This is a genomic window from Frondihabitans sp. PAMC 28766 (assembly GCF_001577365.1).
Taxonomy (GTDB): Bacteria; Actinomycetota; Actinomycetes; order Actinomycetales; family Microbacteriaceae; genus Frondihabitans.
This window is the reverse complement of record NZ_CP014513.1, coordinates 3,318,228-3,343,357: the sequence shown is the minus strand read 5'-3', so window position 1 is coordinate 3,343,357 and position 25,130 is coordinate 3,318,228. Positions and strand designations below refer to the sequence as shown.

Annotated in this window: 26 protein-coding genes; 13 read left to right on the top strand and 13 right to left on the bottom strand. The window is 69.4% G+C overall.

Annotation, left to right across the window (positions count from 1 at the left end):
* The first annotated feature begins 137 nt into the window (after nucleotides 1-137).
* The 4 genes from AX769_RS15960 to AX769_RS15945 are packed head-to-tail and all read left to right on the top strand — an operon-like array spanning nucleotide 138 to nucleotide 4,217.
* Nucleotides 138-1,217, top strand: coding sequence for an ABC transporter ATP-binding protein (locus tag AX769_RS15960; RefSeq protein ID WP_239451819.1), 1,080 nt, complete (start codon nucleotides 138-140; stop codon nucleotides 1,215-1,217).
* Nucleotides 1,214-2,413 (top strand): spermidine/putrescine ABC transporter substrate-binding protein, encoded by a 1,200-nt coding sequence (locus tag AX769_RS15955; protein WP_066281306.1) that lies wholly within the window; start codon nucleotides 1,214-1,216, stop codon nucleotides 2,411-2,413. Before AX769_RS15960 ends, AX769_RS15955 begins: the two co-directional genes overlap by 4 nt.
* Nucleotides 2,410-3,351 (top strand): ABC transporter permease, encoded by a 942-nt coding sequence (locus AX769_RS15950; RefSeq protein WP_082763863.1) that lies wholly within the window; start codon nucleotides 2,410-2,412, stop codon nucleotides 3,349-3,351. The genes AX769_RS15955 and AX769_RS15950 overlap by 4 nt, the downstream gene beginning before the upstream one ends.
* 8 nt (nucleotides 3,352-3,359) lie before the next feature.
* On the top strand, nucleotides 3,360-4,217 hold the full coding sequence (locus AX769_RS15945) for an ABC transporter permease (protein WP_157887670.1): 858 nt from the start codon (nucleotides 3,360-3,362) through the stop codon (nucleotides 4,215-4,217).
* 87 nt (nucleotides 4,218-4,304) lie between these two features.
* Here AX769_RS15945 and AX769_RS15940 read toward each other — a convergent pair whose 3' ends face one another.
* Nucleotides 4,305-5,066, bottom strand: coding sequence for an SDR family oxidoreductase (locus AX769_RS15940; RefSeq protein ID WP_066281302.1), 762 nt, complete (start codon nucleotides 5,064-5,066; stop codon nucleotides 4,305-4,307).
* A complete protein-coding gene (locus AX769_RS15935) occupies nucleotides 5,063-6,754 on the bottom strand; it encodes an alpha-glucosidase (protein WP_066281300.1) in 1,692 nt (563 codons plus the stop codon). Before AX769_RS15935 ends, AX769_RS15940 begins: the two co-directional genes overlap by 4 nt.
* Before the next feature lie 56 nt (nucleotides 6,755-6,810).
* On the opposite strand from AX769_RS15935, the gene AX769_RS15930 reads away from it, so the two are divergent.
* From AX769_RS15930 to AX769_RS15905, 6 genes are all read left to right on the top strand, one after another.
* The gene (locus AX769_RS15930; protein WP_066281298.1) at nucleotides 6,811-7,950 is read left to right on the top strand and encodes a LacI family DNA-binding transcriptional regulator; all 1,140 of its coding nucleotides are present in this window, start codon (nucleotides 6,811-6,813) and stop codon (nucleotides 7,948-7,950) included.
* Nucleotides 7,951-8,149: 199 nt separating this feature from the next.
* Nucleotides 8,150-9,811, top strand: a complete 1,662-nt coding sequence (locus AX769_RS15925) for an ABC transporter substrate-binding protein (protein ID WP_066281296.1) — start codon at nucleotides 8,150-8,152, stop codon at nucleotides 9,809-9,811.
* Nucleotides 9,811-10,788: an ABC transporter permease gene (locus AX769_RS15920; protein WP_066281290.1), complete on the top strand. Its 978-nt coding sequence runs from the start codon at nucleotides 9,811-9,813 to the stop codon at nucleotides 10,786-10,788. Before AX769_RS15925 ends, AX769_RS15920 begins: the two co-directional genes overlap by 1 nt.
* Nucleotides 10,789-10,796: 8 nt before the next feature.
* Nucleotides 10,797-11,732 (top strand): ABC transporter permease, encoded by a 936-nt coding sequence (locus tag AX769_RS15915; RefSeq protein ID WP_066281288.1) that lies wholly within the window; start codon nucleotides 10,797-10,799, stop codon nucleotides 11,730-11,732.
* Nucleotides 11,729-13,435 carry an ABC transporter ATP-binding protein gene (locus tag AX769_RS15910; protein ID WP_066281285.1) on the top strand — a complete coding sequence of 569 codons (1,707 nt, stop codon included), beginning with the start codon at nucleotides 11,729-11,731 and terminating at the stop codon, nucleotides 13,433-13,435. Before AX769_RS15915 ends, AX769_RS15910 begins: the two co-directional genes overlap by 4 nt.
* 25 nt (nucleotides 13,436-13,460) lie before the next feature.
* A complete protein-coding gene (locus AX769_RS15905) occupies nucleotides 13,461-14,654 on the top strand; it encodes a glycoside hydrolase family 1 protein (protein ID WP_066281281.1) in 1,194 nt (397 codons plus the stop codon).
* Here the strand turns inward: AX769_RS15905 and AX769_RS15900 are convergent.
* From AX769_RS15900 to AX769_RS15880, 5 genes are all read right to left on the bottom strand, one after another.
* The gene (locus AX769_RS15900) at nucleotides 14,651-15,124 is read right to left on the bottom strand and encodes an Lrp/AsnC family transcriptional regulator (RefSeq protein WP_066281278.1); all 474 of its coding nucleotides are present in this window, start codon (nucleotides 15,122-15,124) and stop codon (nucleotides 14,651-14,653) included. The genes AX769_RS15905 and AX769_RS15900 overlap by 4 nt on opposite strands.
* Nucleotides 15,125-15,359: 235 nt before the next feature.
* Entirely contained in the window at nucleotides 15,360-15,872 is a 513-nt protein-coding gene (locus AX769_RS15895) for a GNAT family N-acetyltransferase (protein ID WP_066281276.1), read from the bottom strand.
* Nucleotides 15,869-16,429 carry a GNAT family N-acetyltransferase gene (locus tag AX769_RS15890; RefSeq protein ID WP_066281273.1) on the bottom strand — a complete coding sequence of 187 codons (561 nt, stop codon included), beginning with the start codon at nucleotides 16,427-16,429 and terminating at the stop codon, nucleotides 15,869-15,871. The genes AX769_RS15895 and AX769_RS15890 overlap by 4 nt, the downstream gene beginning before the upstream one ends.
* Nucleotides 16,398-16,985: a hypothetical protein gene (locus AX769_RS15885; protein ID WP_066281271.1), complete on the bottom strand. Its 588-nt coding sequence runs from the start codon at nucleotides 16,983-16,985 to the stop codon at nucleotides 16,398-16,400. Before AX769_RS15885 ends, AX769_RS15890 begins: the two co-directional genes overlap by 32 nt.
* Nucleotides 16,986-17,012: 27 nt before the next feature.
* Entirely contained in the window at nucleotides 17,013-17,609 is a 597-nt protein-coding gene (locus AX769_RS15880; RefSeq protein ID WP_066283844.1) for a TetR family transcriptional regulator, read from the bottom strand.
* A gap of 106 nt (nucleotides 17,610-17,715) precedes the next feature.
* On the opposite strand from AX769_RS15880, the gene AX769_RS15875 reads away from it, so the two are divergent.
* Nucleotides 17,716-18,612, top strand: a complete 897-nt coding sequence (locus AX769_RS15875; RefSeq protein ID WP_066283835.1) for an SDR family oxidoreductase — start codon at nucleotides 17,716-17,718, stop codon at nucleotides 18,610-18,612.
* Nucleotides 18,613-18,801: 189 nt separating this feature from the next.
* Nucleotides 18,802-19,272 (top strand): hypothetical protein, encoded by a 471-nt coding sequence (locus tag AX769_RS15870; protein WP_066281264.1) that lies wholly within the window; start codon nucleotides 18,802-18,804, stop codon nucleotides 19,270-19,272.
* 11 nt (nucleotides 19,273-19,283) lie between these two features.
* Here the strand turns inward: AX769_RS15870 and AX769_RS15865 are convergent, their stop codons facing one another.
* The 5 genes from AX769_RS15865 to AX769_RS15850 all read right to left on the bottom strand — a co-directional run bounded on the left by AX769_RS15865 (nucleotide 19,284) and on the right by AX769_RS15850 (nucleotide 22,850).
* A complete protein-coding gene (locus tag AX769_RS15865) occupies nucleotides 19,284-19,649 on the bottom strand; it encodes a VOC family protein (RefSeq protein WP_066281261.1) in 366 nt (121 codons plus the stop codon).
* Nucleotides 19,650-20,043: 394 nt separating this feature from the next.
* Nucleotides 20,044-20,601 carry a glycerate kinase gene (locus AX769_RS26080; protein WP_369824038.1) on the bottom strand — a complete coding sequence of 186 codons (558 nt, stop codon included), beginning with the start codon at nucleotides 20,599-20,601 and terminating at the stop codon, nucleotides 20,044-20,046.
* Nucleotides 20,598-21,173: a glycerate kinase gene (locus AX769_RS26075; RefSeq protein ID WP_369824037.1), complete on the bottom strand. Its 576-nt coding sequence runs from the start codon at nucleotides 21,171-21,173 to the stop codon at nucleotides 20,598-20,600. Before AX769_RS26075 ends, AX769_RS26080 begins: the two co-directional genes overlap by 4 nt.
* Before the next feature lie 26 nt (nucleotides 21,174-21,199).
* Nucleotides 21,200-21,883, bottom strand: a complete 684-nt coding sequence (locus tag AX769_RS15855) for a DedA family protein (protein WP_239451818.1) — start codon at nucleotides 21,881-21,883, stop codon at nucleotides 21,200-21,202.
* A 124-nt stretch (nucleotides 21,884-22,007) separates the two neighbouring features.
* On the bottom strand, nucleotides 22,008-22,850 hold the full coding sequence (locus AX769_RS15850; protein ID WP_066281259.1) for an aldo/keto reductase: 843 nt from the start codon (nucleotides 22,848-22,850) through the stop codon (nucleotides 22,008-22,010).
* Nucleotides 22,851-22,929: 79 nt separating this feature from the next.
* Here AX769_RS15850 and AX769_RS24130 point away from each other — a divergent pair, with 79 nt between their 5' ends.
* Nucleotides 22,930-24,060 (top strand): glycoside hydrolase family 16 protein, encoded by a 1,131-nt coding sequence (locus AX769_RS24130; RefSeq protein WP_066281258.1) that lies wholly within the window; start codon nucleotides 22,930-22,932, stop codon nucleotides 24,058-24,060.
* A gap of 81 nt (nucleotides 24,061-24,141) precedes the next feature.
* Here the strand turns inward: AX769_RS24130 and AX769_RS15840 are convergent, their stop codons facing one another.
* Nucleotides 24,142-25,095 (bottom strand): EamA family transporter, encoded by a 954-nt coding sequence (locus tag AX769_RS15840; protein WP_066281253.1) that lies wholly within the window; start codon nucleotides 25,093-25,095, stop codon nucleotides 24,142-24,144.
* Between the last annotated feature and the right edge of the window lie 35 nt (nucleotides 25,096-25,130).

The window sequence follows — 25,130 nt, the reverse complement described above, 5'->3', positions numbered from 1 at the left end:
CCTGTGGAATACGTTGAGAAACACCCCGGTAGCGATTGAAACGGTCGTGAAGGCGACGATAGGATCGGCCAACCGTTCAGTGCTCCACGCAACCCGAGGCTGTGATCTCGGCAAAGACTCGAGGCACAGTCATGTCAGTGGCAACAGACAGCACCACCCGCACCGAGTCGCCGGGAGGCACAGCGACGGGGTCGCCCGCCGTCCGCCTGGACGGCGTCGGCCGCCGCTTCGGCGATGCGATCGCCGTGGAGCGCATCGACCTCGCGCTGGCGCAGGGCGAGTTCTTCGCCCTGCTGGGACCGTCGGGCTGCGGCAAGACCACCACGCTGCGGATGGTCGGCGGCTTCGAGGCGCCGAGTCAGGGGCGGATCGAGCTCGGCGGGCGCGACGTGACGGGGCTGCCGCCGTATCGGCGCGAGGTCAACACGGTCTTCCAGTCGTACGCGCTCTTCCCGCACATGAGCGTCTTCGACAACGTGTCATACGGCCTCCGCCGCCAGAAGCTCGACCGGGCCGCGGCCAAGACGCGTGTCGGCCAGTACCTCGAGATGGTCGGCCTGCACGGCTTCGACAAGCGCACCCCGGCGCAGCTCTCGGGCGGTCAGCAGCAGCGCGTCGCGCTCGCGCGGGCGCTCGTCAACGAGCCGAAGGTGCTCCTGCTCGACGAACCCATGGGCGCACTCGACGCGCGCATCCGCAAGACGATGCAGGCCGAACTGAAGCGCATCCAGCGCGAGGTCGGCATCACCTTCCTCTACGTCACTCACGACCAGTCGGAGGCGATGGCCATGGCCGACCGCCTCGCCGTGATGCGAGCCGGTCGTTGTGAGGACGTCGGCGAGCCCGATCGCGTGTACGACCGCCCCGCGACGCAGTTCGTCGCCGACTTCCTCGGCACGTGCAACCTGCTTCCGAAGGCTTCGGGTGGGAGTGCACCGGGCCGCCTCGGGATCCGGCCCGAGAAGCTGCACCTGCACCGTCCCGATCCTGCGGCTTCGGCGTCGGACGGCGAACGCCTGACCGCCCGGGTGATCACGGCGACCTACTTCGGCGCCAGCACCGAGTACGTCGTCCAGACTGCCGCCGGCGACTCGCTGATCGTGTTCGCGCAGAACGTGCACGACGCGTCGAGAGCCCGCGAGGGCGACGAGGTCGAGGTCGGTTGGGCCCCCGAGCACGCCTTCCCGCTGCCCGACGTCGAGGCCGCAGGCGCGTGAGTTCGCACGAGACGCGCTTTTCGCGTAGAGCCCTGCTGCGCGGCGGGCTGGCCGGTGCCGGCGCTCTCTCGCTCTCCGCGATCCTGAGCGCCTGCGGCATCGAGGGCTCGATCGCGCAGGAGGCCGCGAACCGCGTCGACTGGACGAAGTACTGGGCCGACCAGAAGAAGACCGGCACCCTCGACTTCGCCAACTGGCCGCTCTACATCGACCAGGATCACGGCAAGTCGAAGTCGCTCGAGCTCTTCACGAAGGCCACCGGCATCGCCGTCGACTACAAGGCCGTCATCCAAGACAACGCCACCTTCTATGCGACCCTCTCGCCGCAGTTGCGCGCCCACGAGGCGACCGGCTACGACATCGTCGTAATGACGAACGGGTGGGAGCTCACGGAGATGATCCAGAACGGATTCGTCGTCGAGCTCGACCACTCGAAGCTGGCGAATTTCGCGAAATATGCGGCCGACAACGTCAAGAGCCCCAACTACGACCCCGGCAACAAGCACTCGGTCGTGTGGCAGACGGGCTTCACCGGCATCGCCTACAACACCAAGCTGATCGACCATGAGATCACTTCCTTTCAGGATCTCCTCGACCCGGCCTTCTCGGGCCACGTCGGCATGATGAGCGACAACACCGAGCTCGGCAGCGCGGCGCTTCTGGCGATCGGCGTGACGCCGTCCGACTCGACGCCCGCCGACTGGCGCCGCGCCGCCGCGTGGTTGAAGAAGCAGCGCCCGGTCGTCTCGGGCTATTACGACCAGAGCTACATCGACAAGCTCGAGAACGGCGACACCTGGATCTCGCAGGCCTGGTCGGGCGACGTCTTCCAGGCCCAGCAGTCGGGCTTCCCGCACATCAAGTTCGTGACGCCGAAAGAGGGCCAGATGATCTGGCACGACAACATGATGATCCCGAGGCAGGCCTCGCACCCGGTCGACGCCCTCGAGTGGATGAACTTCTACTACACGCCGAAGATCGCCGGCCTCGTCGAGGACTGGGTCAACTACGTCTGCCCCGTGCCCGGGGCGAAAGGCTACATCGCCGGCCCGCTCGACGACGGCACGGTGGCCAAGAGCCCCCTGATCTTCCCCAGCGACGCCGTGTCGGCGAAGTCGCACGAGTTCTACGTCTATAAGAACTACGACGAGTACGAGGAGTGGAACACCGTGTTCAACCCCATCATCCAGGCATGACCGCGCTCACCGACGCCCCGATCAGGGCGGCAGGATCGGGAGTCCCCGCCGGGCCGCCGAAAGCTCGCGTCCGCCGCTCGCGCCGAGCGGCCCCGTACCTCTTGAGTCTCGCCGGCGGCGCCTGGCTCCTCATCCTGTTCGTGATCCCGCTCGTCTCTGGCCTCATCGTGTCGCTGATGTCGGGCAACCCCGAGCAGGGCTACAAGCTCACCTGGAACTGGGGTGTGTATTCGAGCCTCTTCGTGAACCCGGCGGTGCCGTACGCCACGTTCTTCGTGCGGTCGCTGATCTACGGGGGAGTAGCGACCGTCGTCACGATCCTCGTCGGCTACCCGATGGCGTACTTCCTCGCCTTCCGGGTGTCGCCGCGATGGCGCAACGCCCTGCTCTTCCTCGTGCTGCTGAGCTTCCTGGTCTCGTTCGTGATCCGCATCGACATGTGGGCGTTCATCCTCGCCGATCAGGGCCCGGTGCTCACCTTCCTGCGCGACCTGCACCTGGCGTCGAAGGGGTTCCACATCCTGGGCACGCCGGCGGCGGTCATCGGCGGCGACGCCTACAACGACCTCGCGTTCATGGTGCTGCCGATCTACGTCGCGCTCGAGAAGATCGACACCCGGCTGATCGAGGCCGCGGGTGACCTCTATTCCGACTCCCGAAGTGTCTTCCGTCGCATCGTGCTGCCGCTGTCGCGGTCGGGCATCTTCGCCGGCGTGCTGCTGGTGTTCATCGACACCGTCGGCGACCCCGTCGACGCGTCGCTGCTCGGCGGCACGAACACCTACACGATCGGCCAGGCCATCCAGGACGCCTACCTCACGAACCAGCAGTACAACGTCGCCGCCGCGCTATCGACTGTGCTGATGATCGTGCTCGGCATCATCCTCTTCGTCTACGCCAGGATCGTGGGGACCGAAAACGTGGAGAACCTCATATGAGTGCTGTCGTGACCGGTTCGACGGGCGGGCCGGGCCTTGTCTCGCCCGCCGAGATGATCGAGCCCCGGCGTCGTCGGCGCCCGATCCTGCCCCTGATCTACTGGATCGTGACGGGCATCACGCTCGTGCCCATCGCGTTCATGGTGGTCTACAGCTTCAATAACGTGCCGACGGGGCGCATCTCTTTTCACTGGTCGGGCTTCACGCCGTATTGGTACCTGAACCTCGGGCAGGTGTCGGGGTTGACGCAGGCCTTCCTCACCTCGATCGAGATCGCCGTGCTGTCGGCCGTCATCTCGATCGTGCTCGGGGTGCCGCTGGCGCTGGCGCTCGAGCGCTACCGCTTCCTGGCGCGCGGGCCACTCAACGCCACGGTCTACGCCGACATCGCGGCGCCGTCGATCGTGGTGGGGGCGGCGTCGCTGTCGTTCTTCTTGTCGGCGAACATCTCGACCGGGTTCGTCACGATCCTGCTCGTGCACGTCGCCTTCAACCTGGCGTACGTCGTCGTGGTGCTTCGGGCGCGGCTGTCCGGCGTCGGCACCGCCCTCGAAGAGGCTGCGGGCGATCTCGGGGCGTCACCTCTGGTGGCCTTCTTCACCGTGACGCTGCCGCTGCTGCTGCCCGGCATCATCGCGGGTGGCATGCTGTCGCTGGCCATGTCGATCGACGACTACGTGATCACGAGCTTCGTCGCCGGCCCGTCGGTCACGTTCCCGCTGTTCGTCTACGGCGCCGCCAAGGTCGGTCTGCCGCCGCAGGTCCTCTGCTTCGGCACGATCATCTTCGCCGTGGGACTGCTCGTCGCGCTCGTCAACGCGCTGATCACGCGGCGTGCGCCGCGGGCTGCCGTCGACGACGAGTAGCTCGCGCCACTGAACACCGCCGACCGGCGTGCGCTCCAGCCCGCGGGCTGGAGCGCACGCCGGTCGGCGGCGGGTTGCGGCAGTGACTCAGCCACGCCCCACGAACGGCATCGTCGGCGGCAGGATCACGAGGTTCGCCACGTTCACACCCAGCGGCAGCCCCGCCATGTAGAGCACCGCTCGGCCGGTCTCGGCGACGTCCATCGTGGGCTCGGCACGAGTCTCGCCGTCGGGCTGCAGCGCCCCGGCGGCTGCGCCGCCGCCCATCGACGTCGCGGCGTTGCCGATGTCGATCTGGCCGCAGGCGATGTCGAAGGGGCGCCCGTCGAGCTGGAGCTGCTTCGTGAGGCCCGAGACGGCGTGCTTCGCCACCGTGTAGGGGGCGGAGAGAGGGCGAGGCGAGTGGGCCGAGATCGAGCCGTTGTTGATGATGCGGCCGCCCCTCGGATCCTGCGCCCGCATCACTCGGAAGGCCTCGCGGGCGCAGAGGAAGGAGCCCGTGACGGTGACGTCCATCACGGCCTGCCAGGTCGCGAGGTCGATGGCGTCGAGGTCGGTCGGCGGGGCTCCGGCGCCGGCGTTGTTGAACAGCAGGTCGACGCGGCCGAAGCGCGCCACGGTCTCGTCGAACAGGTGTCGCACGTCGGCCTCGCGCGAGACGTCGGCGACGATCGGCAGGATCCGGTCGGCTTCGGCTGCTACCCCGTCGAGAGGCTCTTCCCGCCGCCCGGCGATCACGACATCCCACCCGTCGCCCGCAAGCGCCAGCGCGGCACTCCGCCCGATCCCGCTGCCGCCGCCCGTGACGACGGCGACGCGGCGGCTGCTGTTCGTAGGTGAGGTGCTCATGCGTCGACCGTACCGAGGGCGACGACGCGGAACTCCCAGGGGCGCAGCTCGAGGGCCGCGCCGGCATCGGCGTAGTTGCCGAGCACGAGCGAGCCGGGCTCCCGCAGCTCGGGCGAAGAGAGCTCGTCGAGCGAGAGTGGGGACCCGGAGAAGTTCGCGACGGCGAGCAGCCGCGAGCGACCGTGCGTCCGCGTCAGAGCCCAGAGCGCAGGATGCGACGGCTCGAGCAGCGCGAACCGGCCCAGCCGCACCACCGGCGACTCGTGCCGCAGCTCGATCAGCAGGCGATAGAACTCGATCACCGACCGGTCGCCGCGGCCCAGGTCCTCCGACACTGTGAGGCCCCCCGTGGCGGGGATCGACAGCCACGGTGTGCCCGTCGTGAAACCGGACCCGGCCTCGGACGACCACGGCACGGGGGTGCGTGCGTTGTCGCGGCTGCGGAAGGCCAGCGACTCGAGCACCTCGGCGAGGGGGCGACCCGTGGCCGTCTCTTCGGCGGCCCAGTTCAGCGACTCGAGATCCTGATACTGGTCGAGCGAGGTGAAACCGGCGTTGGTCATGCCGATCTCGTCGCCCTGGTAGACGTACGGCGTGCCGCGGTGGAGGTGCAGGATTCCGGCCAGGGCGGTCGCCGACTCGTAGCGCCAGCGACCGTCGTCGCCGAAGCGGGAGATCGAGCGAGGTTGGTCGTGGTTGCCGAAGTACAGGCTGTTCCAGCCGCGGTCGGCGAGGCCGTCCTGCCAGCGGGCGAGCGAGCCCTTGAGGTCGGGCAGAGCGAGAGGCACGTTGTCGAACTTCGTGCGGGGGCCGTGGTCGAGCCCCACGTGCTCGAACTGGAAGACCATGTCGAGCTCGTGGCGATCGTGCGCCGTGAACAGGCGCGCCTCGTCGAGGGTCGCACCGGGTGTCTCGCCGACGGTGACGAGCTCCGCGTCGCGGCCGGCGAACACCTCTCGCTGCATCTCCTGCAGGTGATCGTGGATCTGCGGCCCCATGCGGTAGCCCTCGCTGTCGCCGACCAGGTCGGCCTGCACCTTCGCGATGGTGTTGATTACGTCCATGCGGAAGCCGTCGACTCCGCGGTCGAGCCACCAGTTCATCATGTCGTAGACGGCCCGCCGAAGGCCCGGGCTGTCCCAGTTGAGGTCAGGCTGCTCGCGGGCGAAGATGTGCAAGAAGTATTGACCGGTGGCCTCGTCCAACTGCCATGCCGGGCCGCTGAACACGCTGCGCCAGAGGTTGGGTGTGGCGGGTTCGCCGGCGCCCCGGTCGACCCCGTCTCGCCAGATGTACCAGTCGCGCTTCGGGTCGGAGAGCGACGACCGCGATTCGACGAACCACGGGTGCTGGTCGCTCGTGTGGTTGACGACGAGGTCCATCATCAGCTTGAGGCCGCGCTCGTGCATCTCGGCGAGCAGCAGGTCGAATTCGTCGAGCGTGCCGAAGAGCGGGTCGATGCTCTGGTAGTCGCTGATGTCGTAGCCGTTGTCGACCTGCGGCGACCGGTAGATCGGCGAGAGCCAGACCACGTCGACCCCGAGGCGCACGAGGTGGTCGAGGTGCGCGCGGATGCCGCCGAGGTCGCCGATGCCGTCACCGTTCGAATCGGCGAAGCGGCGAGGATAGATTTGATAGACGACAGAGCTGGCCCACCACGGCTGGTCGTCGTCGATCACGTCGGTCATCGATCCAGCCTCGCACAGGGCCCCTGTGCGACACGGCCCCCGCGAAGGAGCAGCGCATGAAGAAGACCCCCACGGTCTACGACGTGGCGGCCGACGCCGGGGTCTCGATTGCGACGGTCTCACGGGTCTTTCGTCGTCCCGACGATGTACGCGCATCCACCCGCGAGACCGTCCTGGCCTCCGTCCGCGCCCTCGGCTACGTGCCGAGCGCCAGCGCTCGTGGCCTCGCCGCCCGCCGCACGGGAGTGCTCGGCCTCTTCTTCCCCGACTTCGACGCCGTCGACGACGCCGACACCGATCTCAGCCCCGGCTTCGACACCGGGCCCGTCGAGGCGGTGCGCGATGCCACGGCGCACGTCGAGACCGTTCGCGACGTCGGGGGAGAGCCCGCCACGCACCGCACCGACCTGTATTTCGACGAGGTGCTGCGCGGCAGCGAGATGCAGGCCTGGCGCGACGGCTTCACCCTGATGATCGGCGTCGGACGCGGCACCAACCCCGTCGAGATCGTCACGGACATCGCAGGGCGTGTCGACGGGCTCGCACTGCTCGCCCGAAGCGTGCCCGACGCGATCCTGACGCACGTCTCACGGCGCATCCCGATCGTGCTCATCGCCGGGGCGAGACGCGAAGACGACTACGACCATGTCATGGTCGCCAACAGCGAGGGAATGCATGCGCTCACAGCCCACCTCGTCGACGAGCTGGGTGTCCGCGATCCGGTCTTCGTCTCGGGCCCTCCGGGCTCGCCCGACGACGCCGAGCGCTACGACGGCTTTCGCCGCGCCCTCGTCGAGAGGGGTGTCGACCCCGACGCCTTGCCCGTGCTGCACGGCGACTTCACCCGTGCGGGCGGTCGTCGTGTCGGCTCGCGGCTCGTCGAGGGTCGGTCGTCACACGGCCTGCCGCGCGCGGTGGTGTGCTCGAACGACCAGACCGCCCTCGGCGTGATGGCCGCCCTCGACGCGGCCCGAGTGCGCGTGCCCGACGACACGATCGTCACAGGCTTCGACGGCATCGCCGAGTCGAACCTGTCGTCGCCGCGTCTGACCACCGTGCAGCAGCCCATGGTCGCCCTCGGGCGCGCGGCCATGACAGTCATGCGCCGCCGCCTCGACGATCCCGACCAGGCGCCGATCGCCGTACGTCTGCCGGTGCGGCTCCTGCTGCGCGAAAGCTCGGAGGGGCCCGCGTAGCTTCGGGGCGCTGCGGGGCGGCGGGCAGGCACCCCCGACCGGCGTGGCACACTTCGCCTAGGCGGGGTGAGGTAGGCCGCTCAGGGGTGCGGCAGCCTCAGTTCCCCTTGCGCAATGGCAATGTATGCGCATACAGTGTGCGGAGACATCCGACGGAGCCGTCGAGGTGCCCGACCCAGCAGAAAGACCGGATGCAACGATGCTCCCCGTCAGATCACTCGTCAGAATCACCGCCCTCGCAGCGGCGGTCGCGCTCGTCGCGTCCGGCTGCGCCATCCAGATCACGAGCCGCCCCGATGCGTCCATCGGCAGCGACACCATGCTCATCGCCGCCGACACCGGGTCGCCGACGCTGACGCGCAACTTCAACCCGTTCCTCACGAATGCGCGCACGGCGACCCCCTACATCTACGAGCCGCTCGTCGTGATCAACAACCTCGACGGCGCGCAGCACCCGTGGCTCGCCAGCCGAGTCGCACAGCCCGACGCGAAGACCGTGGCCTACACGATCCGCACCGGCGTGAAGTGGTCCGACGGCAAGGCGTTCACGCCCGCCGACGTCGCCTTCACCTTCGCCCTGCTGAAGAAGTACCCGACCCTCGACACCACCGGTGTCTGGCAGTACATCCAGTCGGTCACGACCTCGGGCGACGTCGTCACGGTGCATCTCAAGAGCGCCGACGCCCCGGCCGCGGCGATCATCTCGCAGGTGCTGATCGTGCCGCAGCACATCTGGAAGAACGTCGCGAAGCCCACCACCTTCCTCAACCCGAACCCCGTCGGCACCGGCCCGTACAAGTTGGGCAACTTCTACCCGCAGCAGTACAGCCTCGACAAGAACCACCTCTACTGGCAGGCGAACAAGGTCGCGGCCGAGCACCTGATCCTGCCCGGTGTGAACACGCAGCTCGACGTCGTGACCAAGGGCTACGACTGGGCCTACTCGTTCATCAGCGACGTCAAGGGCACCTGGCTGAAGGCCAACGGCGACAACAGCTACTGGTTCCCGCCGGGAGGCACGATCGTGCTCTACCCGAACCTGACCAAAGCCCCGTTCAACAACCTGGACTTCCGTCAGGGCCTGTCGTTGGCGCTCGATCGCAAGGCGATCGGCGACTCCGCCGCCGAGGGGTACGAGCAGCAGGCCGGGCAGAACGGCCTCCTGCTGCCTGCGCAGAACGACCTGCTCGACCCCTCGCTGCCGAACAAGGGCATCATCTCGCAGAACACCCAGGCGGCCCTCGCGGCATTCGCGAAGGCCGGATACACGCGGAAGGGCGGCAAGCTCGTCGATGCCTCGGGCACGCAGGCGACCCTGTCGCTCATGACGGCCAACGGCTACACCGACTGGCTGCGCGCCGTGCAGGCCATCCAGAAGGAGCTCGGCACCATCGGCATCTCGGTCAAGGTCACCCAGCCCCAGCCCGCCGCATACCAGCTGGCCCTCCAGAACGGCGACTTCGACCTGGCGCTCGGCGGGTTCGGCGGCACCGGCTCGCTCTATCAGGACTTCAACGTGGCGCTCTCGAGTTCGTTCGTGCAGCCCGTCGGCAAGGCGGCGCCGAGCAACTTCGAGCGCTTCTCCGACAAGACGACCGATCAGCTGCTGGCCGAGTTCCGTGGCACGACCGACCCGGCGACGCAGAAGCAGCTCGGCTACCAGCTGCAGCAGGTGGTCTACGAGAAGCTGCCCTTCCTGTCGATCTACTACGGCGGATCCTGGGGCCTCTACAACACCGAGAAGTTCACCGGCTGGCCGACGGCCTCGAACCCCTACGCGAGCCCGAAGAACTACGGCTCGACCCCGCTGCTGATCTTCACGCACCTGAAGAAGGCCACGGCGAAGGCGGCGAGCAACTGATGCGCATCCTCAAGAAGCTCGGCGTCTTCGTGCTGACACTGTGGGCGGCCGTCACGATCAACTTCATCCTGCCCCGCCTGATGCCCGGGTCGCCCGCCGACGCGGCCGTCGCGAAGCTCTCGCAGAGCGGGCCCGTCAGCGCCGCCACGAAGAAGGCGATCGAAGCGCAGCTCGGGGTGCCGAACGGCAACCTCCTCGGGCAGTACGGCGACTACCTCCGCCAGGTCGTCACCCTGCACTTCGGCACCAGCTACACGTTCTACCCGCAGCCGGTGTCGCAGCTGATCGCCGGGGCCCTGCCCTATACGCTCATCCTCGTCGGCGTCGTCACCATCATCGCCTTCATCGGCGGCACCCTTCTCGGCATCCTCGCCGCGTGGAAGCGCGGCACCTGGATCGAGGCGCTGCCGACGCTCGGCGGCAGCTTCGCGAGCGCGTTCCCGTATTTCTGGACGGCGCTCCTGCTGCTCTTCTTCCTCGGCTACGTCGGCCACGCCTTCCCGACGTCGGGGGCTGCCGGGGTGACCTCCGTGCCGGCGTTCACCGGGCCGTACATCGTCGACGTGCTTTATCACGCCGTCCTGCCGGCTCTCACGATCCTCATCACATCGCTCGGCGGCTGGATCCTCGGCATGCGCAACACCATGATCAACACGCTCGGCGACGACTACGTCACCTTCGCCGAGGCGAACGGCCTGCGCAGCCGCACGGTCGCGATCCGGTACGCGGCGCGCAACGCGATCCTGCCGAACCTGACCTCGTTCGGTCTGGCGCTCGGCGGCGTGGTCGGCGGGTCGCTGCTCGTCGAGTCGGTCTTCGGCTACCCGGGCATCGGCTACCTGCTGCTCAAAGCGGTCACCAACCAGGACTACCCGCTGATGCAGGCCCTCTTCCTCATGATCACGGTCAGCGTGCTCGTCGCGAACTTCCTCGTCGACCTGCTCTACGGCCGCCTCGACCCCCGAACCCGAAAGTAGAGCCGACGATGACGTCGATACTCGACCCTCAGATCCCGACCGACGCTCCCGAGGCGCAGGCGGAGATCGCTGCGGCGCCCTCGCCGTGGAAGGTGGTGGCGCGCGCCGCCTCGACCATCTGGAGCAACCGCAAATCGCGCATCGGGCTGGTGATGCTCGGCGTGTTCGTGCTCGTCGCGATCTTCGCGCCGCTGCTCGCCCCCTACGACCCGAGCGCCACCACCTTCGCTCGCAGTGCGAACGCCACCCCCGCCCACTGGTTCGGCACCACTGCCGCCGGCGAAGACGTGCTCAGCCAGCTGATCCACGGCGCCAGGATCAGCGTGCTGGTCGGCTTCGTCGCCGGGGCCTTCTCGACCTTCATCGCGGTCGTCATCGGCCTGAGCTGGGGCTACACGCGAGGGTTCGCCGGTGATGTCACCGGCTTCGTGGTCAACCTCTTCCTCGTCGTCCCGTCGCTGCCGCTCATGATCGTGATCGCCGCGTACCTCCAGAACGGCGGCATCGTGATGATCATCCTGGTCGTCGTGCTGACCGGGTGGGCTTTCGGCGCCCGCGTGCTGCGCAGCCAGACCCAGTCGCTGCGATCGCGTGACTTCGTGACCGCGGCCATGTTCTCGGGCGATTCGTCGTGGCGGATCGTCTTCCGCGAGATCCTGCCCAACATGACTTCGCTGATCGTGGGCAGCTTCTTCGGCGCGGCCACGAGCGCGATCCTGGCCGAGGCGGGCCTCGAGTTCCTCGGGCTCGGCGACTCGTCGACCGTCAGTTGGGGCACGATGCTCTTCTGGGCGCAGAACTCCAACGCCCTGCTGACGGGCCAGTGGGTGCTGCTGTTCGCCCCGGGCCTCTGCATCGCTTTGCTCGCCACCTCCCTCACGCTGATCAACTTCGGGGTCGACGGGTTGAGCAATCCGCGCCTCCGAGAAGGGAGCGGACGATGACCACGACGCTCGAGAACACTGTCGCTTCGACCGCCCCCGGCGCTGCCCTCCTCGACGTTCGCGGGCTGAGCGTCGTCTACGGGCCGGGCGACGACGCCTTCCGCGCCGTCGACGACGTCTCGTTCACCCTGCAGAAGGGCGAGTTCATCGGCCTGGTGGGGGAGTCGGGCTCGGGCAAGTCGACGCTCGGCTTCGCCCTCACCCGCCTCTCGCGCGCGCCCGCTCGCATCAGCTCGGGCAGCATCCTCTTCGACGGGCAGGATGTCGCCTCCATCGAGGGCGAGCAGCTGCGCGAGCAGCGCCACGGCGGTTTCGCGATGGTGCTGCAGTCGGGCATGAACGCGCTGAACCCGGTACGCACGATCCGCGACCACTTCCGCGACATCTACAAGGCGCACGGCCACGTGCCGCGAGGCCGCTGGGAGGCGCGCTCGATCGAGCTCGTCGGCAAGGTCGAGCTGCCGCGCACGGTGCTCGACCGGTACCCCGGCGAGCTGTCCGGCGGCATGCGGCAGCGTGTGTCCATCGCGCTGGCGCTCTCGCTCGAACCCCAGCTGCTGGTCTTCGACGAGCCGACCACCGCCCTCGACGTGCTCGTGCAGCACGCGGTGATGGACACGATCACGCAGCTGCAGAAGTCGGAGGGGTTCACCGCGATCCTGATCAGCCACGACCTCGGTGTGGTGCTCGAAGCCACCGAGCGCGTGCTCGTGATGCACGAGGGCCGGATCGTCGAAGACGCCACGGCCCACGACGTGCTGAACAGCCCGCGCGACGATTACACCAGGATGCTGCTCAGCCATTACGCCGACCCCCGTGCCGAGACCATCGCGCTGCCCGGGTTCGAGCACCGCGCCGTGCAGGCCACGACCTCGACCGGCTCGCGCGCGAGCGTCAACCGCACCGCGACCAAGTCGCTCGTCGTCGACGACATCGGCATGGTCTACCCGCCGCCTCGTCGCGGCGAGAGCCCCGTCACCGCGGTCGACGGCGTCTCGTTCACCCTCGAGCCCGGCCGATCGCTGGCCCTCGTCGGGGCGAGCGGCAGCGGCAAGTCGACCATCGCGAAGCTCATCACGGCGGTCGAGAAGCCGACCACGGGCTCTGCCACGTTCGGCGACCTGCGCATCGACCGGTTGCGGCGGCGAGGCCTCCGCGAGCTGCACCGCGACGTGCAGATGGTGTTCCAGGATCCCTACGCCGCCTTGAATCCGTTGCACACGATCGAATACACGCTCATGCGCCCGGTGCTCAACTTCACCGGGCTTCACGGCCGCGAGGCGCGGCGCCGCGTCCTCGAGCTGCTCGACACGGTCGGCCTCTCGCCGGTCGAGGAGTACGCGTCGAAGCTGCCGCACCAGCTCTCGGGCGGGCAGCGTCAGCGCGTCGTCATCGCCCGGGCCCTGGCCAGCGACCCGCAGGTGATCATCGCCGACGAGCCGGTCTCGATGCTCGACGTCTCGCTGCGTGCCGGGGTGCTCGCACTGCTCGACGACCTGCGCACCGACCGCGGTGTGAGCATGCTCTACATCACGCACGACCTGCTCAGCGCGCGCGTGGTGACCGACGACATCCTGGTGCTCAACCAAGGCCGGGTGGTCGAGCGCGGCAACACGGCCCAGGTGCTTCGAAACCCCACCGACCCGTACACGATCCGTCTGCTCGACGCGATCCCCAACCCCGTGCGAGACGGCGTCGCATGACCGGCCCGTCCGCCTTGGAGTCATCATGCTGACCTTCCCCGACGGTTTCCTCTGGGGCGCCGCCACGGCCGCCCACCAGATCGAGGGCAACAACGTCAACAGCAACTGGTGGGAGATGGAGCACCAGCCCGGCACGCACATCGTCGAGCCGTCGGGCGATGCCGCCGACAGCTACCACCGCTTTCGCGACGACATGCGGCTGCTCGCCGACCTCGGCCTCAACTCCTATCGCTTCAGCGTCGAGTGGGCCCGGATCGAGCCCGAGCGCGGCTTCGTCTCGCGCGCCGAGGTCGACCACTACCGGCGCATGGTCGACACCGCCCTCGAGTTCGGCCTCGAGCCGGTCGTCACCCTGATGCACTTCACGGTGCCGCGGTGGTTCGACCGCGACGGCTTCTGGCGTGCACCCGACGCCGCCGACCTGTTCGCCCGCTACACCGAGATCGCGCTGCCGATCGTCTCGAACGGGGTCGGCTACGTGTGCACCATCAACGAGCCGAACATCGCCGCGATGCTCGCCGGCGGAGAGGACGCAGCCAACCTCGTCGCCTACGGGCTGCCGAACCCCGACCTCGGCGTGGCCGATGCGCTGCTCGCCTCGCACCATCGGTCGCGCGAAGTGCTGGCCTCCGTGCCGGGTCTCCAGACGGGCTGGACCGTCGCGACGCAGGCCTTCCAGGCGACCGACGAACCAGGATCCGACGAGGCGCTTCGGGCGTACGGCTATCCGCGAGACGACTGGTACCTCGAGCAGGCGCGGGGCGACGACTTCGTCGGCGTGCAGGCCTACACGCGCACGTTCATCGGGCCCTCCGGCCCGCTGCCCGTCGCCGACGGGGTCGAGACCACGCTGACCGGGTGGGAGTACTACCCCGCTGCCGCCGGCCTCGGCATCCGCAGCGCCTGGGAGCTCTCCGGCCACGTGCCCGTCATGGTCACCGAGAACGGCATCGCCACCGCCGACGACTCCCGCCGCATCGACTACACCCGCGACGCGCTCACCGGGGTCCACGAGACGATCGACGAGGGCGTCACGGTGCTCGGCTACCAGCACTGGAGCGCCCTCGACAACTACGAGTGGGCCAGCGGCTTCGCCCCGACCTTCGGCCTCGTCGGCTGGGACCCCGAGACGTTCGAGCGCACGCCGAAGCCGAGTGCGGCCTGGTACGGCGCGGTGGCGCGGGCCAACGCGCTGGACGTGTCGCGGGCCGGGGTCTAGCGGGTGCCCCAGTTGTAGAGCTGCTTGTGCAGCTTCAAGTAGACGAACGTCTCGGTCGAGAGCACACCGTCGAGGGTGCGGATCCTGTCGTTCAAGAGCTCGAGCAGGTCGCTGTCGTTCTCGCAGACCACCTCGACGAGCAGGTCGAAGGTGCCCGCGGTGAGCACGACGTAGTCGACCCCGTCGATGGCGGCCAGCGCGTCGGCGACGACGCGGGTGTCGCCGGTCGCCCGGATGCCGATCATCGCCTGCCGGAAGAAGCCGAGCTGCAGGGGGTCGGTCACTGCGACGATCTGCATGATTCCCGATTCGGTGAGGCGCTGCACCCGCTGCCGCACGGCAGCCTCGCTCAGGCCGACGGCGCGAGCGATGTCGGTGTACGAGCGGCGGCCGTCTTCCTGCAACTGCTCGATGATCGCCTTCGACGTCGCGTCGAGGTGGACGGGGGAGGTGCGCGGTGCAATGGACACCCCACGATTATCGTGCCGCTAGCCGGCAGCGTCGAGTGATTTCGCCGTGCGGTGCACGATTCTCGACGGATTCGGTGGGTTAGCCCTTTGCCCTCGCGGCTCCGGGCCGCGTCGCCACACCGCGCCGTCGCCTCCCCGCGCCGGGGAGGCGCATCGAAGGGGCAGAAACCCTCCCGTGAGCACCGGATCAGGTGTGTTCTCGCCCAGTCGTTTGACCGGAGGTCAGGCGGGTTGGCTAGTCGTCGACTGACAGTAGCAACCAGACATCGGGCGGCACGTCGGGGCGCCCCGGCACCGGCCGAGCTTCCTCCGTCCACGCCGAGCCGACGGCGGCGGCGGTGATGCCCCGCCAGAATCGACCGGCGCCGACATTGGCGCTCTGGAAGGTGATCGACCAAAGGCCCGGGTAGCAGCGCAAGAGCTGCCGGGCCGCGGCTTCGCCGACGCCCCGGCGACGGGCGCCGCGCAGCACGAAGAAGTCACCGACCGCGCGCCGATCGCTTACCAGGCGGAAGACGCTCGCGAAGCCGACCACGGCATCGCCCTCGCTCGCGCGCTCGACGATGAAGAACCCGACGGCGTCCGAATCGGTGAAGTACATCGGCAGCCGACCCGGACGAAAAAGCCCGTCGGCATCCGGCGCCGACCCCGTGAACGCCGACATGTCGTGTTTGTAGAGCTGCCAGAGACGCTCGGCCAGCGGCCGCCTCCGGTCGGTGAAAGGCTCTAGCGAGACGTCAGCGGTCATGACGGCATCCTGGCACCCAGCGGGGCTCGCATGAAGACGCGCTCGGGGCTGCGGGCGAGCCCGGCTGTACGTTCGGCCGCGACGAGACTGCGGAGGAAGTCGGTGTCGGCGTCGCACTCGACGAAACCGCAGGTGCGATAGAACGGGGCGTTCCACGGGACGTCGGCGAACGTGCGGAGCGTCAGCGCCGACGATCCTGCCAGCCTGGTTTCGCGTTTCGAGGCCTCGACCAGTGTGCGACCGACGCCCTGCCTCGCGTGCGCCGGGTCGACGGAGAGCTGCTCGAGGTGGTGCCCGCCGACGACGCGAAGCACGTGGGCGAAGCCGAGCGCCTCCGTTCCTGCGGCCTTGCTCGCCACCAGGATGAAGCCCGGTCGTGCCGCCCGCTCGGCCCCCGACGGCGATGGCGCCCAGCCCGAGGTGTCGAGCGCCGCTGCGAACAGCCGGTCGGCATCGTTCTCGATGCGCTGCAGCCCTGTCAGGTCGGGGGCCGTCGCGCGGCGGATGTGCAGGCGCACTGGCGGGTCAGTGCAGGATGCCACGCTCGATGCGCGCATCCACGTGGTCGACGACTGCGAAGGCGACGGGCTCCACCAGAGGCCCCGGGCGCCGCTCGCTCCAGTTCGCGTCGAAGCGTTCGCGGAAGCCCTTCGTCCACGGCTGCGTCGAGACGTCGGCGCGAGATGTGTCGTTCCAGCGCCAGAGCAACTGCCCGCGCCGGTTGACCTCGACATCGCCGGGCCCGTCGCCGACCACGATCGGCGTGGGCTGCACGACGACGACGGGGGAGTCGGTGCGCGGCGGCGGCACGAGCCCCGGGGCCGGCTGCGTGAGCATCGAGTAGGGCAGGGCGACGCCTCGCGGCGTGAGGGCGAAGATCTCGAGGGGCCAGCAGCCGGCGACGCTCTTGTAGGTGATGCCTCCGGCGGCCGTGCGCCCGGCGAGCACCGTCGTGACCGGTTCGATGGCACGTCGCTGGAGTGCGATCGCCGTTTCGGCCAGCAGTGCCCGGAAGACCCACTCGCCGCGTACCTCGTCGGTCTCTTCCGGCTCGGCGAGAACGTGGCGCCGGGGCCGCGCGAAGCGCTCGATGGCCTCGTCGAGCTCGGACATGGGTGCTCCCTCCGTGGGGCCACCACGCTACCGGCTCGAGTCGCCCCTGTTCGGCAGCGGCGCGCGTGTGAGTGAACGAAGCTCGCCCATGATGTCGGCCTCGATCTCGCCGAGAGGCCGAGTCTCGCCTTCGGCGATCCACTGGTGGAACGAGACCGTGAAGACCGTCACACCCGACTGCGCGGCCAACGAGGCGTGCGGCTCTGTCACGCCACGATCGCGGAGGGCCTCGGCGATCCCTGTCGCGAGGGTGGTCATCTTCAGCTGCTCGCGCTCGCGAAGGCTGGCGTTGTCGTCGATGATCGTCTGCCGAAGGCGCGAGAACTCGCGGCGCTCGTCGGGAAAGAACCGAGCGGCCATCGCGAGCGCGGCGGAGACGACCTCGAGCACCGACTCGCTCTCGGGGGCGTCGCGGACGCCTTCGATGAAGCCGCCCTCGAACTCGGCGGCGCCATTGAAGATGACCTCGCGCTTGTCGGCGAAATGCCGGAAGAACGTGCGCTCGGTGAGGCCCACCGATGCCGCGATCTCCGCGGCGGTGGTCTGCTCGAACCCGCGCGCGGCATAAAGCTCGAGCGCCGCCTTGCGGAGGCGATCGCTCGCGCCCGGCTCCCATCGGACCATGATCACCATTCTAGGGCTGAAAAGAGAGTGATGACAGCAGCTGACGTCGGGTGTAACGTGATCCTCATCGCTGATAGCAGTGACTGACATCAAGGAGATCAATCCCATGCGCGTTTTCATCACCGGAGCCTCCGGCTGGATCGGCTCTGCCGCCGTCGACGAACTCCTCGCCCACGGTTACGACGTCACCGGCCTCGCTCGGTCCGACGCCTCCGCCCAGGCTCTCGAGGCCAAGGGTGCGACTGTGCTCCGCGGTGACCTCGACGACCTCGCCAGCCTTCGGGCAGGATCCGAGGGCGCCGACGCCGTCATCCACCTCGCCAACAAGCATGACTGGGCCAACCCCGCCGAGTCGAACCGTGCCGAGCGTGCCGCCGTCGAGACCATCGGCGACACCCTCGTCGGCACGAACAGGCCGTTCCTCCTTGCGTCCGGCGTGGCCGGGCTCGCCCAGGGCCGCCCGTCGACCGAGAACGACCCCTCGCCCTTCAGCGGCCCCGAGTCGCCGCGCGGCGGCACCGAGAACCTCGCTCTCGACTACATCGACAGAGGCGTGAAGTCGATCAGCCTCCGTTTCGCTCCGACCGTGCACGGCGTCGGCGACCACGGCTTCGTCTCGTACATCGTCGCGGCCGCCCAGCAGGCCGGCGCGTCGGGCTACATCGGCGATGGCGCGCACGGGTGGGCCGCCGTCCACCGCAGCGACGCGGCCACCATGATCCGCCTCGGCCTCGAGAACGCCCCGGCCGGCTCCCTGCTGCACGCCGTGGGCGAGACCAGCGTCTCGACCAAGGCCATCGCCGAGGCCATCGGCGCGGGGCTCCACCTCCCCGTCGAGTCGGTCGCTCCGGCCGATGCCGAGGCCCACTTCGGCTTCCTCGGCGGATTCTTCGGTATGGACCTCGCGGCGACCAGCAGCCTCACGCAAGAGCTGCTCGGCTGGACGCCCGTCGGGCCCACCCTCGTCGAGGACATCGCCGCCGGCGCGTACTTCGAGGTCTGACCCGCTCGGGTGTCCGACCGGCTAGGGTGTCTGACCCGCTCGGGTCTCTGACCCGCTCGGGTGTCTGATCGCTCGGGTGAGAGGCGACGGGATGGCGGGTCGATGCGGTGGTTCCTCCTGAGAGGGTGTCTCGTCTGCATCGCCATTCCGTCGATTTCCCCGGCCGGATGAGGCAGAATCGACGGCACGATGAACGACTTCCTCGACGCGGCCGCGATCCGGTCAGCCCGTGCCCTCAAGGCGGTCGGCCGCACGAGCTTCGGCGGCCGGGTGCGAGAGCGCGCTGCCATCGTGCGCGAGAACGTCGCCGTGGTGCGGGCCGTCGCCGAGACGGTGCGCGAAATGGCCGAGCCTCGCATCCAGCAGCACCTGAGCGCAGCCGGTCAGTCGGGTGCGGCTGAACGCATGGCTGCGGTGGCGGCCGGCGGGGCCCCTGGCGCCGTAGTCGCTCCGGCGAACCACGGCCCGCTCGCCCCGGCCCCCGATGGGTCCCTCGAGCCGGGCGACGACGAGCGCTGCACGTGCAGCGGCACGGGCGACGCCTGGTGCGGCGCGACGAGGCGAGACGTCGTGCACGACCTCACCACGCGTGGTGCGCAGCTCAGCCGTGAGCAGGCGCTGCACATCTGGGCGACGGCGCAGGCCGCCCGCGCGGTCTGACTCGGCCGTTCTCAGTCGTTCGGCCTGATCAGGCAGAACGGATGGCCCGCAGGGTCTAGGTACACGCGGAAGGTGGGCGTCTCGCTTCCTGCCCGCACGGCTCCCAGTGCCAGCACCGCCGCTTCACCGGCATCGAGGTCGTCGACCTTCACGTCGAAGTGCATCTGCTGCGGCACGAGCTGCCCGGGCCACTCGGGCGCGCGGTAGCCGGCGACCTGCTGAAATGCGATGATCGGCCGACCTCCGCGGGCCGGGCCGAGCTCGGCCCAGCCGGGGTCGCGCCCGACCACGGTCATGCCGAGCACCTCGGCGTAGAATTCCGCCAGCGGGACGGGGTCGGGGCAGTCCACGACAACCATGTCGAGCGATCCGATCATGGCGCGAGCGTACGCTGCGGCTGCCCCTGTCGCCCCGGCGTTGCCGCCGCTGAAGCCTCGTTCTTGGAGACGGCGGTGGCCCTAGGCGGGTGCGTTGTCCGCTCGCGAGGGTCCGCGCCGGGCGGTGGTCGCCCGGGAGGAAATCGACGCTGGATCGTGGCCGTCGGGAGGAAGGCCAGCGGGAGGAAGCCGAGCTGCGGGAGGAGGCTCCGCGGCAACGGGAGGCCTTCGGCGACAGCCCGACGGCGGGAGAGGACACGCCTCTGCTGCGGATGCCCAGGGGAGGATCGCCGATCCGACTTCCCTCCCGAACCGCCGCGCCCTCCCGAACCGCCGCGGCCTCCAGAACCGCCGCGCCCTCCCGAACTCGACCCCGGCTCCATCCCGAAGCCGCTCAACTCCGTAGTCGAGCACCGCCAGCAGAAACCGATACCTCGCGCGCCAGCCGCGCACCGGCCTCGCGCAGCAGCGGCAGCGTCGACGCCATGGCGGCCGCTGGGCTCCCGGCGAGCTCCGTCAGCGAGACGGCCCCGTCGAACCCTGTGGTCGGAGCCTCGATCGCACCGGCGACGAGCAGGGCGCGAGCACCGTGGGCTCGGGCGAGCGAGAGCAGATGGGCGGGCACTTTGCCGGCCGCAGTCTGCGAGTCGAAACGCCCCTCGCCCGTGAGCACGAGGTCGGCCGAGGAGACTCGCGCCGTCATTCCGAGGGCCGCGGCGACCGCCGACGACCCCGGCACGAGGCGTGCGCCCCATGCCATGAGCCCGAAGCCTGCCCCGCCGGCGGCACCGGCGCCGGGTGCATCCGCATCGACTGACGGCAGGAGCGCCGCCAGCCGCGCGAGCCGTGCCTCGTGCGCAGCGATTCGAGAGGGCACGACACCCTTCTGCGGCCCGAACACCGCGGCGGCCCCCGACGGGCCGAGCAGCGGCGCCGTCACGTCGGTGATCACAGTGACGCCCCCGGGCGGCAGAGCGGCAAGGCCCGAGAGGTCGAGCGCGACGGGCGAGTCGAGCGCGAGGGGGACGCGACCAGCGCGGATCCTGCGCCGTCGACCACCCGAGCTCCGAGGGCCGCAAGCAGGCCGAGACCGCCGTCGGTCGACGAACTGCCGCCGATCGCGAGCACGAGGGCGGCAGGATGCGACGCCAGCGCGGCCGCGATCGCCTCACCGAAGCCGCGCGTGTGGGCGGTGTCCGGGCGGAGCCCCTCTAGCAGCGTCAGCCCGCTCGTCGAGGCGAGCTCGACGACTGCGCGGCCGTCGGGCAACGCCAGCCAGGAGGCGTCGACCGGGCGGTCGTCGGGCCCGGTCACGGTGACGGGGTGTCGGGCCGAGCCCGGGTAGGCCGTCCCGAATGCGTCGAGGGTGCCTTCGCCGCCGTCGGCCATCGGGGCCTCGTCGAGGGTGTCGCCCGGTCGAACGGTGCCCCAGCCCTCGCCGAGGGCGCGGGCGACTTCGCGGGCCGAGGCCGTCCCCTTGAACGAGTCGGGGGCGATCAGGATGCGGAGGGCGTCGATGCTCACACCCCCATCCTGGCTCAGGCCGTGGTTCAGCGCACCTCGGCGTCGGCCGGGCGAGCGTCGGCTGCCGCAGCGGTGCCCGGTGAGGCAGCCGGGTTGCCCCGAGCCTCACGGCGGGTGCGCCGGATCCTGACCAGGCCGCTGATCACGATCGGTAGCACCGACACGACGACGATCAGCACCGAGAGGATGTCGATGTGGTTCGCCACGAATGCGATCTTGCCGAGGAAGACCCCGAGCACCGAGACGACGATCGTCCAGAGGGCGGCGCCCGTCAGATTCCAGCCGATGAACTTGCGGTAGTGGTAGTCGCTGGCCCCGGCGGCGAGCGGCACGTACGTGCGGACGACCGGCACGAAGCGGCCGAGAATCAGCGCGGCTCCGCCGTATTTCGCGAAGAAGGTCTCGGCTTCGTCGAGATAGCGGGTGCGAAGGATCTTGGCGTCGGGCTTGAAGAGGCGGCGCCCGAATCGATGCCCGAGGAGGTATCCGACCTGGTCGCCGAGGGCAGCCGCGACGAACGCGACGACGATGACGAGCCACACCGGCACGTGGATGACGCCGCTCGACGCGAGGAGCCCCGCGGTGAACAGCAGCGAATCACCGGGCAGGAAGGGGAAGAGCAGGCCCGACTCGATGAAGACCATGACACCGAGACCGATGAGCACGGCCGGGCCGAGGCCGGTCAGGAAAGATTGCGGGTCGAAGATCACAGGATGCTCTCGGGTCGGCGACGGGGACCAGGCAAGACTGCCTGGCCCCCGCACAGAAACCCCAAGAACGACTGGGAGACCGCCTCGAATCCGAGTTCTGAACCGAGTCCAGGCGATCGGCCGATCAGGCCGGGACGTAGTCGAACTTGTCCGGGTCGGGCCCCGTGCGCTGCCCCTTGTCGAGCGTGGTGATGTCGGTCATGTCCTCGCCCGAGAGCTCGAAGTCGAAGATGTCGAAGTTCTCTTCGATGCGCGAGCGCGTGACCGACTTCGGGAAGATGATGTCGCCGCGCTGGATGTGCCAGCGGAGGGTCACCTGCGCCGGCGACTTGCCGACGGCGCCCGCGATGCGGACGATCGTCGGGTCGTCGAGCACGAGGCCCTGCGCGATCGGCGACCACGCCTCCGTGGCGATGCCGTGCTCGCGGCCGTAGGCGCGCAGCTCCTCCTGCGCCAGATAAGGATGCACCTCGATCTGGTTGACGGCCGGGGTGATGGTCGTCTGGTCGCGCAGCTTGTTCAGGTGGTGCGCGTGGAAGTTCGACGTGCCGATCGAGCGCGAGACGCCCTGGTGGTAGAGCTCTTCGAGCGACTTCCAGGTGGGCACGAAGTCGATGACGCTGGCGATCGGCCAGTGGATCAGGAAGAGATCCGTGTAGCCGCCGAGCAGCTCGGCCGACTTCTTGCCCTGCTCGAGCGCGTCTTCGGGTGCGTGGAAGGGGTTGTTCAGCTTCGAGGTCACGAAGATCTCTGAGCGCGGGATGCCCGACTGCTCGACGGCCTGCCCGACCTCCTTCTCGTTGCCGTACATTTCGGCCGTGTCGAGGTGGCGGTAGCCGACCTCGAGAGCGGCGAGGGTCGCCTCGAGGGTGTTCTCGGGCTCGATCTGGAAGACGCCGAAACCGAGCTGCGGGATCGTCTTGCCGTCGTTCAGCGTGACGGTGGGAACTGCCTGCTTTGTAGTCATGCGTCTACTCAACCACTCGGCTGGGCCCGGTTTTCAGGCACTAGAGTGGCCCCACCGATGCCGACCCGAAGGCTTGCCCGTGCCCTTGTCTCGACCTGGTCGCGACCGCTCCGACCCGAACAGCGCTCGTCGTGACGACCAGCCCATCCGACGTGCCGCCGTCCACCGGCGAAGCACGTTCGAGCCGACCCCTGGGCACGCGCAGCCGAGGTCGCGACGTGCCTTCCTCGGCATCCTGGGCGGTGCGGGGCTTGTCGTCGGGGGCGGGGCGTTCGCCGTGTTCGGCCCCTTCTCGGAGGGCGCAGGGGCCTGGCTGACCGGTGGCCCGTCGGCGTCGCCGAGCTGCAGGATCCTGGGCCCCCCGTCGTCCTCCACGCCGTCGTCGTCGTCGACACCGACCCCGAGCGAGAGCGCAGTGCCCACCGAGACGCCGTCCCCCGGCGCCGATGCCGAGCCCACGCCGACCGAGACCGCCCCGGTGGCACCGGCCGCCGGCGCGATGCCCGTCGGCGACGTCACGAGCTCGGGCACGCGCTGGACGCAGACATACTCCCAAGACTTCACGACCGACGCTGCGACCGGCCGGGTGCTCTCGACCTACCCGGCGATGGGGGCCTACGCCTCGGGCAAGGACACCTCCGGCTACGGCGAGTACGCACCAGACCAGGTGTTGAGCGTGCACGATTCGGTGCTCGACTATCACCTGCGGACCGTCGCCGGGCAGCCGCTCGTCGCCTCCGTGCTGCCGGACGACTACCGGCCGCACCAGTACGCGCGGGTGTCGATCCGCTATCGGGCGACCTCGACCCTCGGCTACAAGTTCGTCGGCATGCTGTGGCCGTCGTCGAACGACTGGGACGACGGCGAGATCGACTGGCCCGAAGGCGACCTCGACGCCCGCGCGCGACCTGCGTCGCAGGTCGTCGGCGGCACGAACCCCGTCACGGGCGAGCACATCTTCGAGCCCGCCTACCAGTTCTTTCCTCCGGCCGATCAGACGCAGTTCCACGTCGCCACGACGGAGTGGACCAAGGGCGTCGTGCGCTTCTTCTGGGACGGCAAGCTGCTGGCCCAGGTGGCGCAGGGCGTGCCGACGAAGCCGATGCGCGTGACCCTTCAGGCCGAGACGTGGCTGCAGCGGGGCGCGCCACCCGCGGGCGCCGACGGCCACGTCGAGATCGACTGGGTGGTCGTCTACGAGCCCGCGTAGGCGTGCGACACCCCGCTATTCGGCCAAGGTCCCAGCGCCGCGGCGCTGAGACCTCGGCCGAAAGCACGGGTATCGCGGGGGCTACGTCAGCGCAAGCGTGACGCTGGCCGCGAAGGCGAGCACGAGGCCGACGATCTGCACCACGGTGAGGCGCTCACGCAGCACGATCGCGGCGAGCACCACGGTGCCGATCGGGTAGAGCGCGTTGAGCACGCTCACCGTGGGCAGCGTGGTCGCCGAGGTGCCCGAGTGGAGGGCTGCCTGGATGAACGCGTTCGCTCCCGCGTCGAAGACCCCGCACAGGATCACGACGAGGGCGACTCCCCGCAGCGGCGCGATCTCCGCGGCGACGCGCGCGCCCACGCCCGCGCCGGTACGCAGACCCGAGTCGCCCCGCACGCCCGTGGCGGCACTGTCCGCGTCGAGTGCCCCGCGCCGAGCGGCCCGCGCGGCGAGCAGCGCCAGCGCGATCCACATGACGACCGCCTGCAGGACGCGAGCGACGATCAGGGGAGCGATGCCACCCTGGGATCCTGCGGCGTCGTAGGCGAGCACGATGCCGCCGAACCCGCATCCTGCAACCGCCGCCAGCAGGAGGCCGCGCAAGGTGAGGCGCGCCCCCGACGTGTCTTTGACGCTCGCCACCAGGATGATCGCGGTGAACGCGACCACGATCGCCCCGATCGCGAGCGGCGGCAGGTGCGCTCCGCCGATGACCGCGACTGCGACGGGCAGCAGCGCCGCGAACACCGAGGTGATGGGCGAGAGCACGCTCATCGGGCCGATGGCCAGGGCGGAGTACAGCAGGATGATACCCACCGATCCGGATGCCCCGGCCACCGCACCCCACAGCAGGGCCCTGCTGCCGAAGTGCGCCCCGAAGAGCGGGATGACGGCGACCAGCGGCACGAGGCCCACCGTCGCGGCCACCGCTGTCACGGTGAGAGCACGCGCGCGGCGCGACGCGAACCCGCCGAGGAAGTCCGCGACGCCGTAGACGAGCGCCCCGGAGAGCCCGAGGATGACGGTCAGCACAGGGTCCTCACGGTCGAGCGGCGGGCAGGGCCTCC

Bases quoted from the DNA above. Each gene is read 5' to 3' on its own strand.
- AX769_RS15950 (WP_082763863.1), top strand. From the start codon at position 2,410: ATGACCGCGCTCACCGACGCCCCGATCAGGGCGGCAGGATCGGGAGTC.
- AX769_RS15870 (WP_066281264.1), top strand. From the start codon at position 18,802: ATGAACGACTTCCTCGACGCGGCCGCGATCCGGTCAGCCCGTGCCCTC.
- AX769_RS15940 (WP_066281302.1), bottom strand. From the start codon at position 5,066: ATGAGCACCTCACCTACGAACAGCAGCCGCCGCGTCGCCGTCGTCACG.
- AX769_RS15875 (WP_066283835.1), top strand. From the start codon at position 17,716: ATGCGCGTTTTCATCACCGGAGCCTCCGGCTGGATCGGCTCTGCCGCC.
- AX769_RS15930 (WP_066281298.1), top strand. From the start codon at position 6,811: ATGAAGAAGACCCCCACGGTCTACGACGTGGCGGCCGACGCCGGGGTC.
- AX769_RS15915 (WP_066281288.1), top strand. From the start codon at position 10,797: ATGACGTCGATACTCGACCCTCAGATCCCGACCGACGCTCCCGAGGCG.
- AX769_RS15910 (WP_066281285.1), top strand. From the start codon at position 11,729: ATGACCACGACGCTCGAGAACACTGTCGCTTCGACCGCCCCCGGCGCT.
- AX769_RS15850 (WP_066281259.1), bottom strand. From the start codon at position 22,850: ATGACTACAAAGCAGGCAGTTCCCACCGTCACGCTGAACGACGGCAAG.
- AX769_RS15935 (WP_066281300.1), bottom strand. From the start codon at position 6,754: ATGACCGACGTGATCGACGACGACCAGCCGTGGTGGGCCAGCTCTGTC.
- AX769_RS15895 (WP_066281276.1), bottom strand. From the start codon at position 15,872: ATGACCGCTGACGTCTCGCTAGAGCCTTTCACCGACCGGAGGCGGCCG.
- AX769_RS15865 (WP_066281261.1), bottom strand. From the start codon at position 19,649: ATGATCGGATCGCTCGACATGGTTGTCGTGGACTGCCCCGACCCCGTC.
- AX769_RS15890 (WP_066281273.1), bottom strand. From the start codon at position 16,429: ATGCGCGCATCGAGCGTGGCATCCTGCACTGACCCGCCAGTGCGCCTG.
- AX769_RS15885 (WP_066281271.1), bottom strand. From the start codon at position 16,985: ATGTCCGAGCTCGACGAGGCCATCGAGCGCTTCGCGCGGCCCCGGCGC.
- AX769_RS15880 (WP_066283844.1), bottom strand. From the start codon at position 17,609: ATGGTCCGATGGGAGCCGGGCGCGAGCGATCGCCTCCGCAAGGCGGCG.
- AX769_RS15925 (WP_066281296.1), top strand. From the start codon at position 8,150: ATGCTCCCCGTCAGATCACTCGTCAGAATCACCGCCCTCGCAGCGGCG.
- AX769_RS15920 (WP_066281290.1), top strand. From the start codon at position 9,811: ATGCGCATCCTCAAGAAGCTCGGCGTCTTCGTGCTGACACTGTGGGCG.
- AX769_RS15905 (WP_066281281.1), top strand. From the start codon at position 13,461: ATGCTGACCTTCCCCGACGGTTTCCTCTGGGGCGCCGCCACGGCCGCC.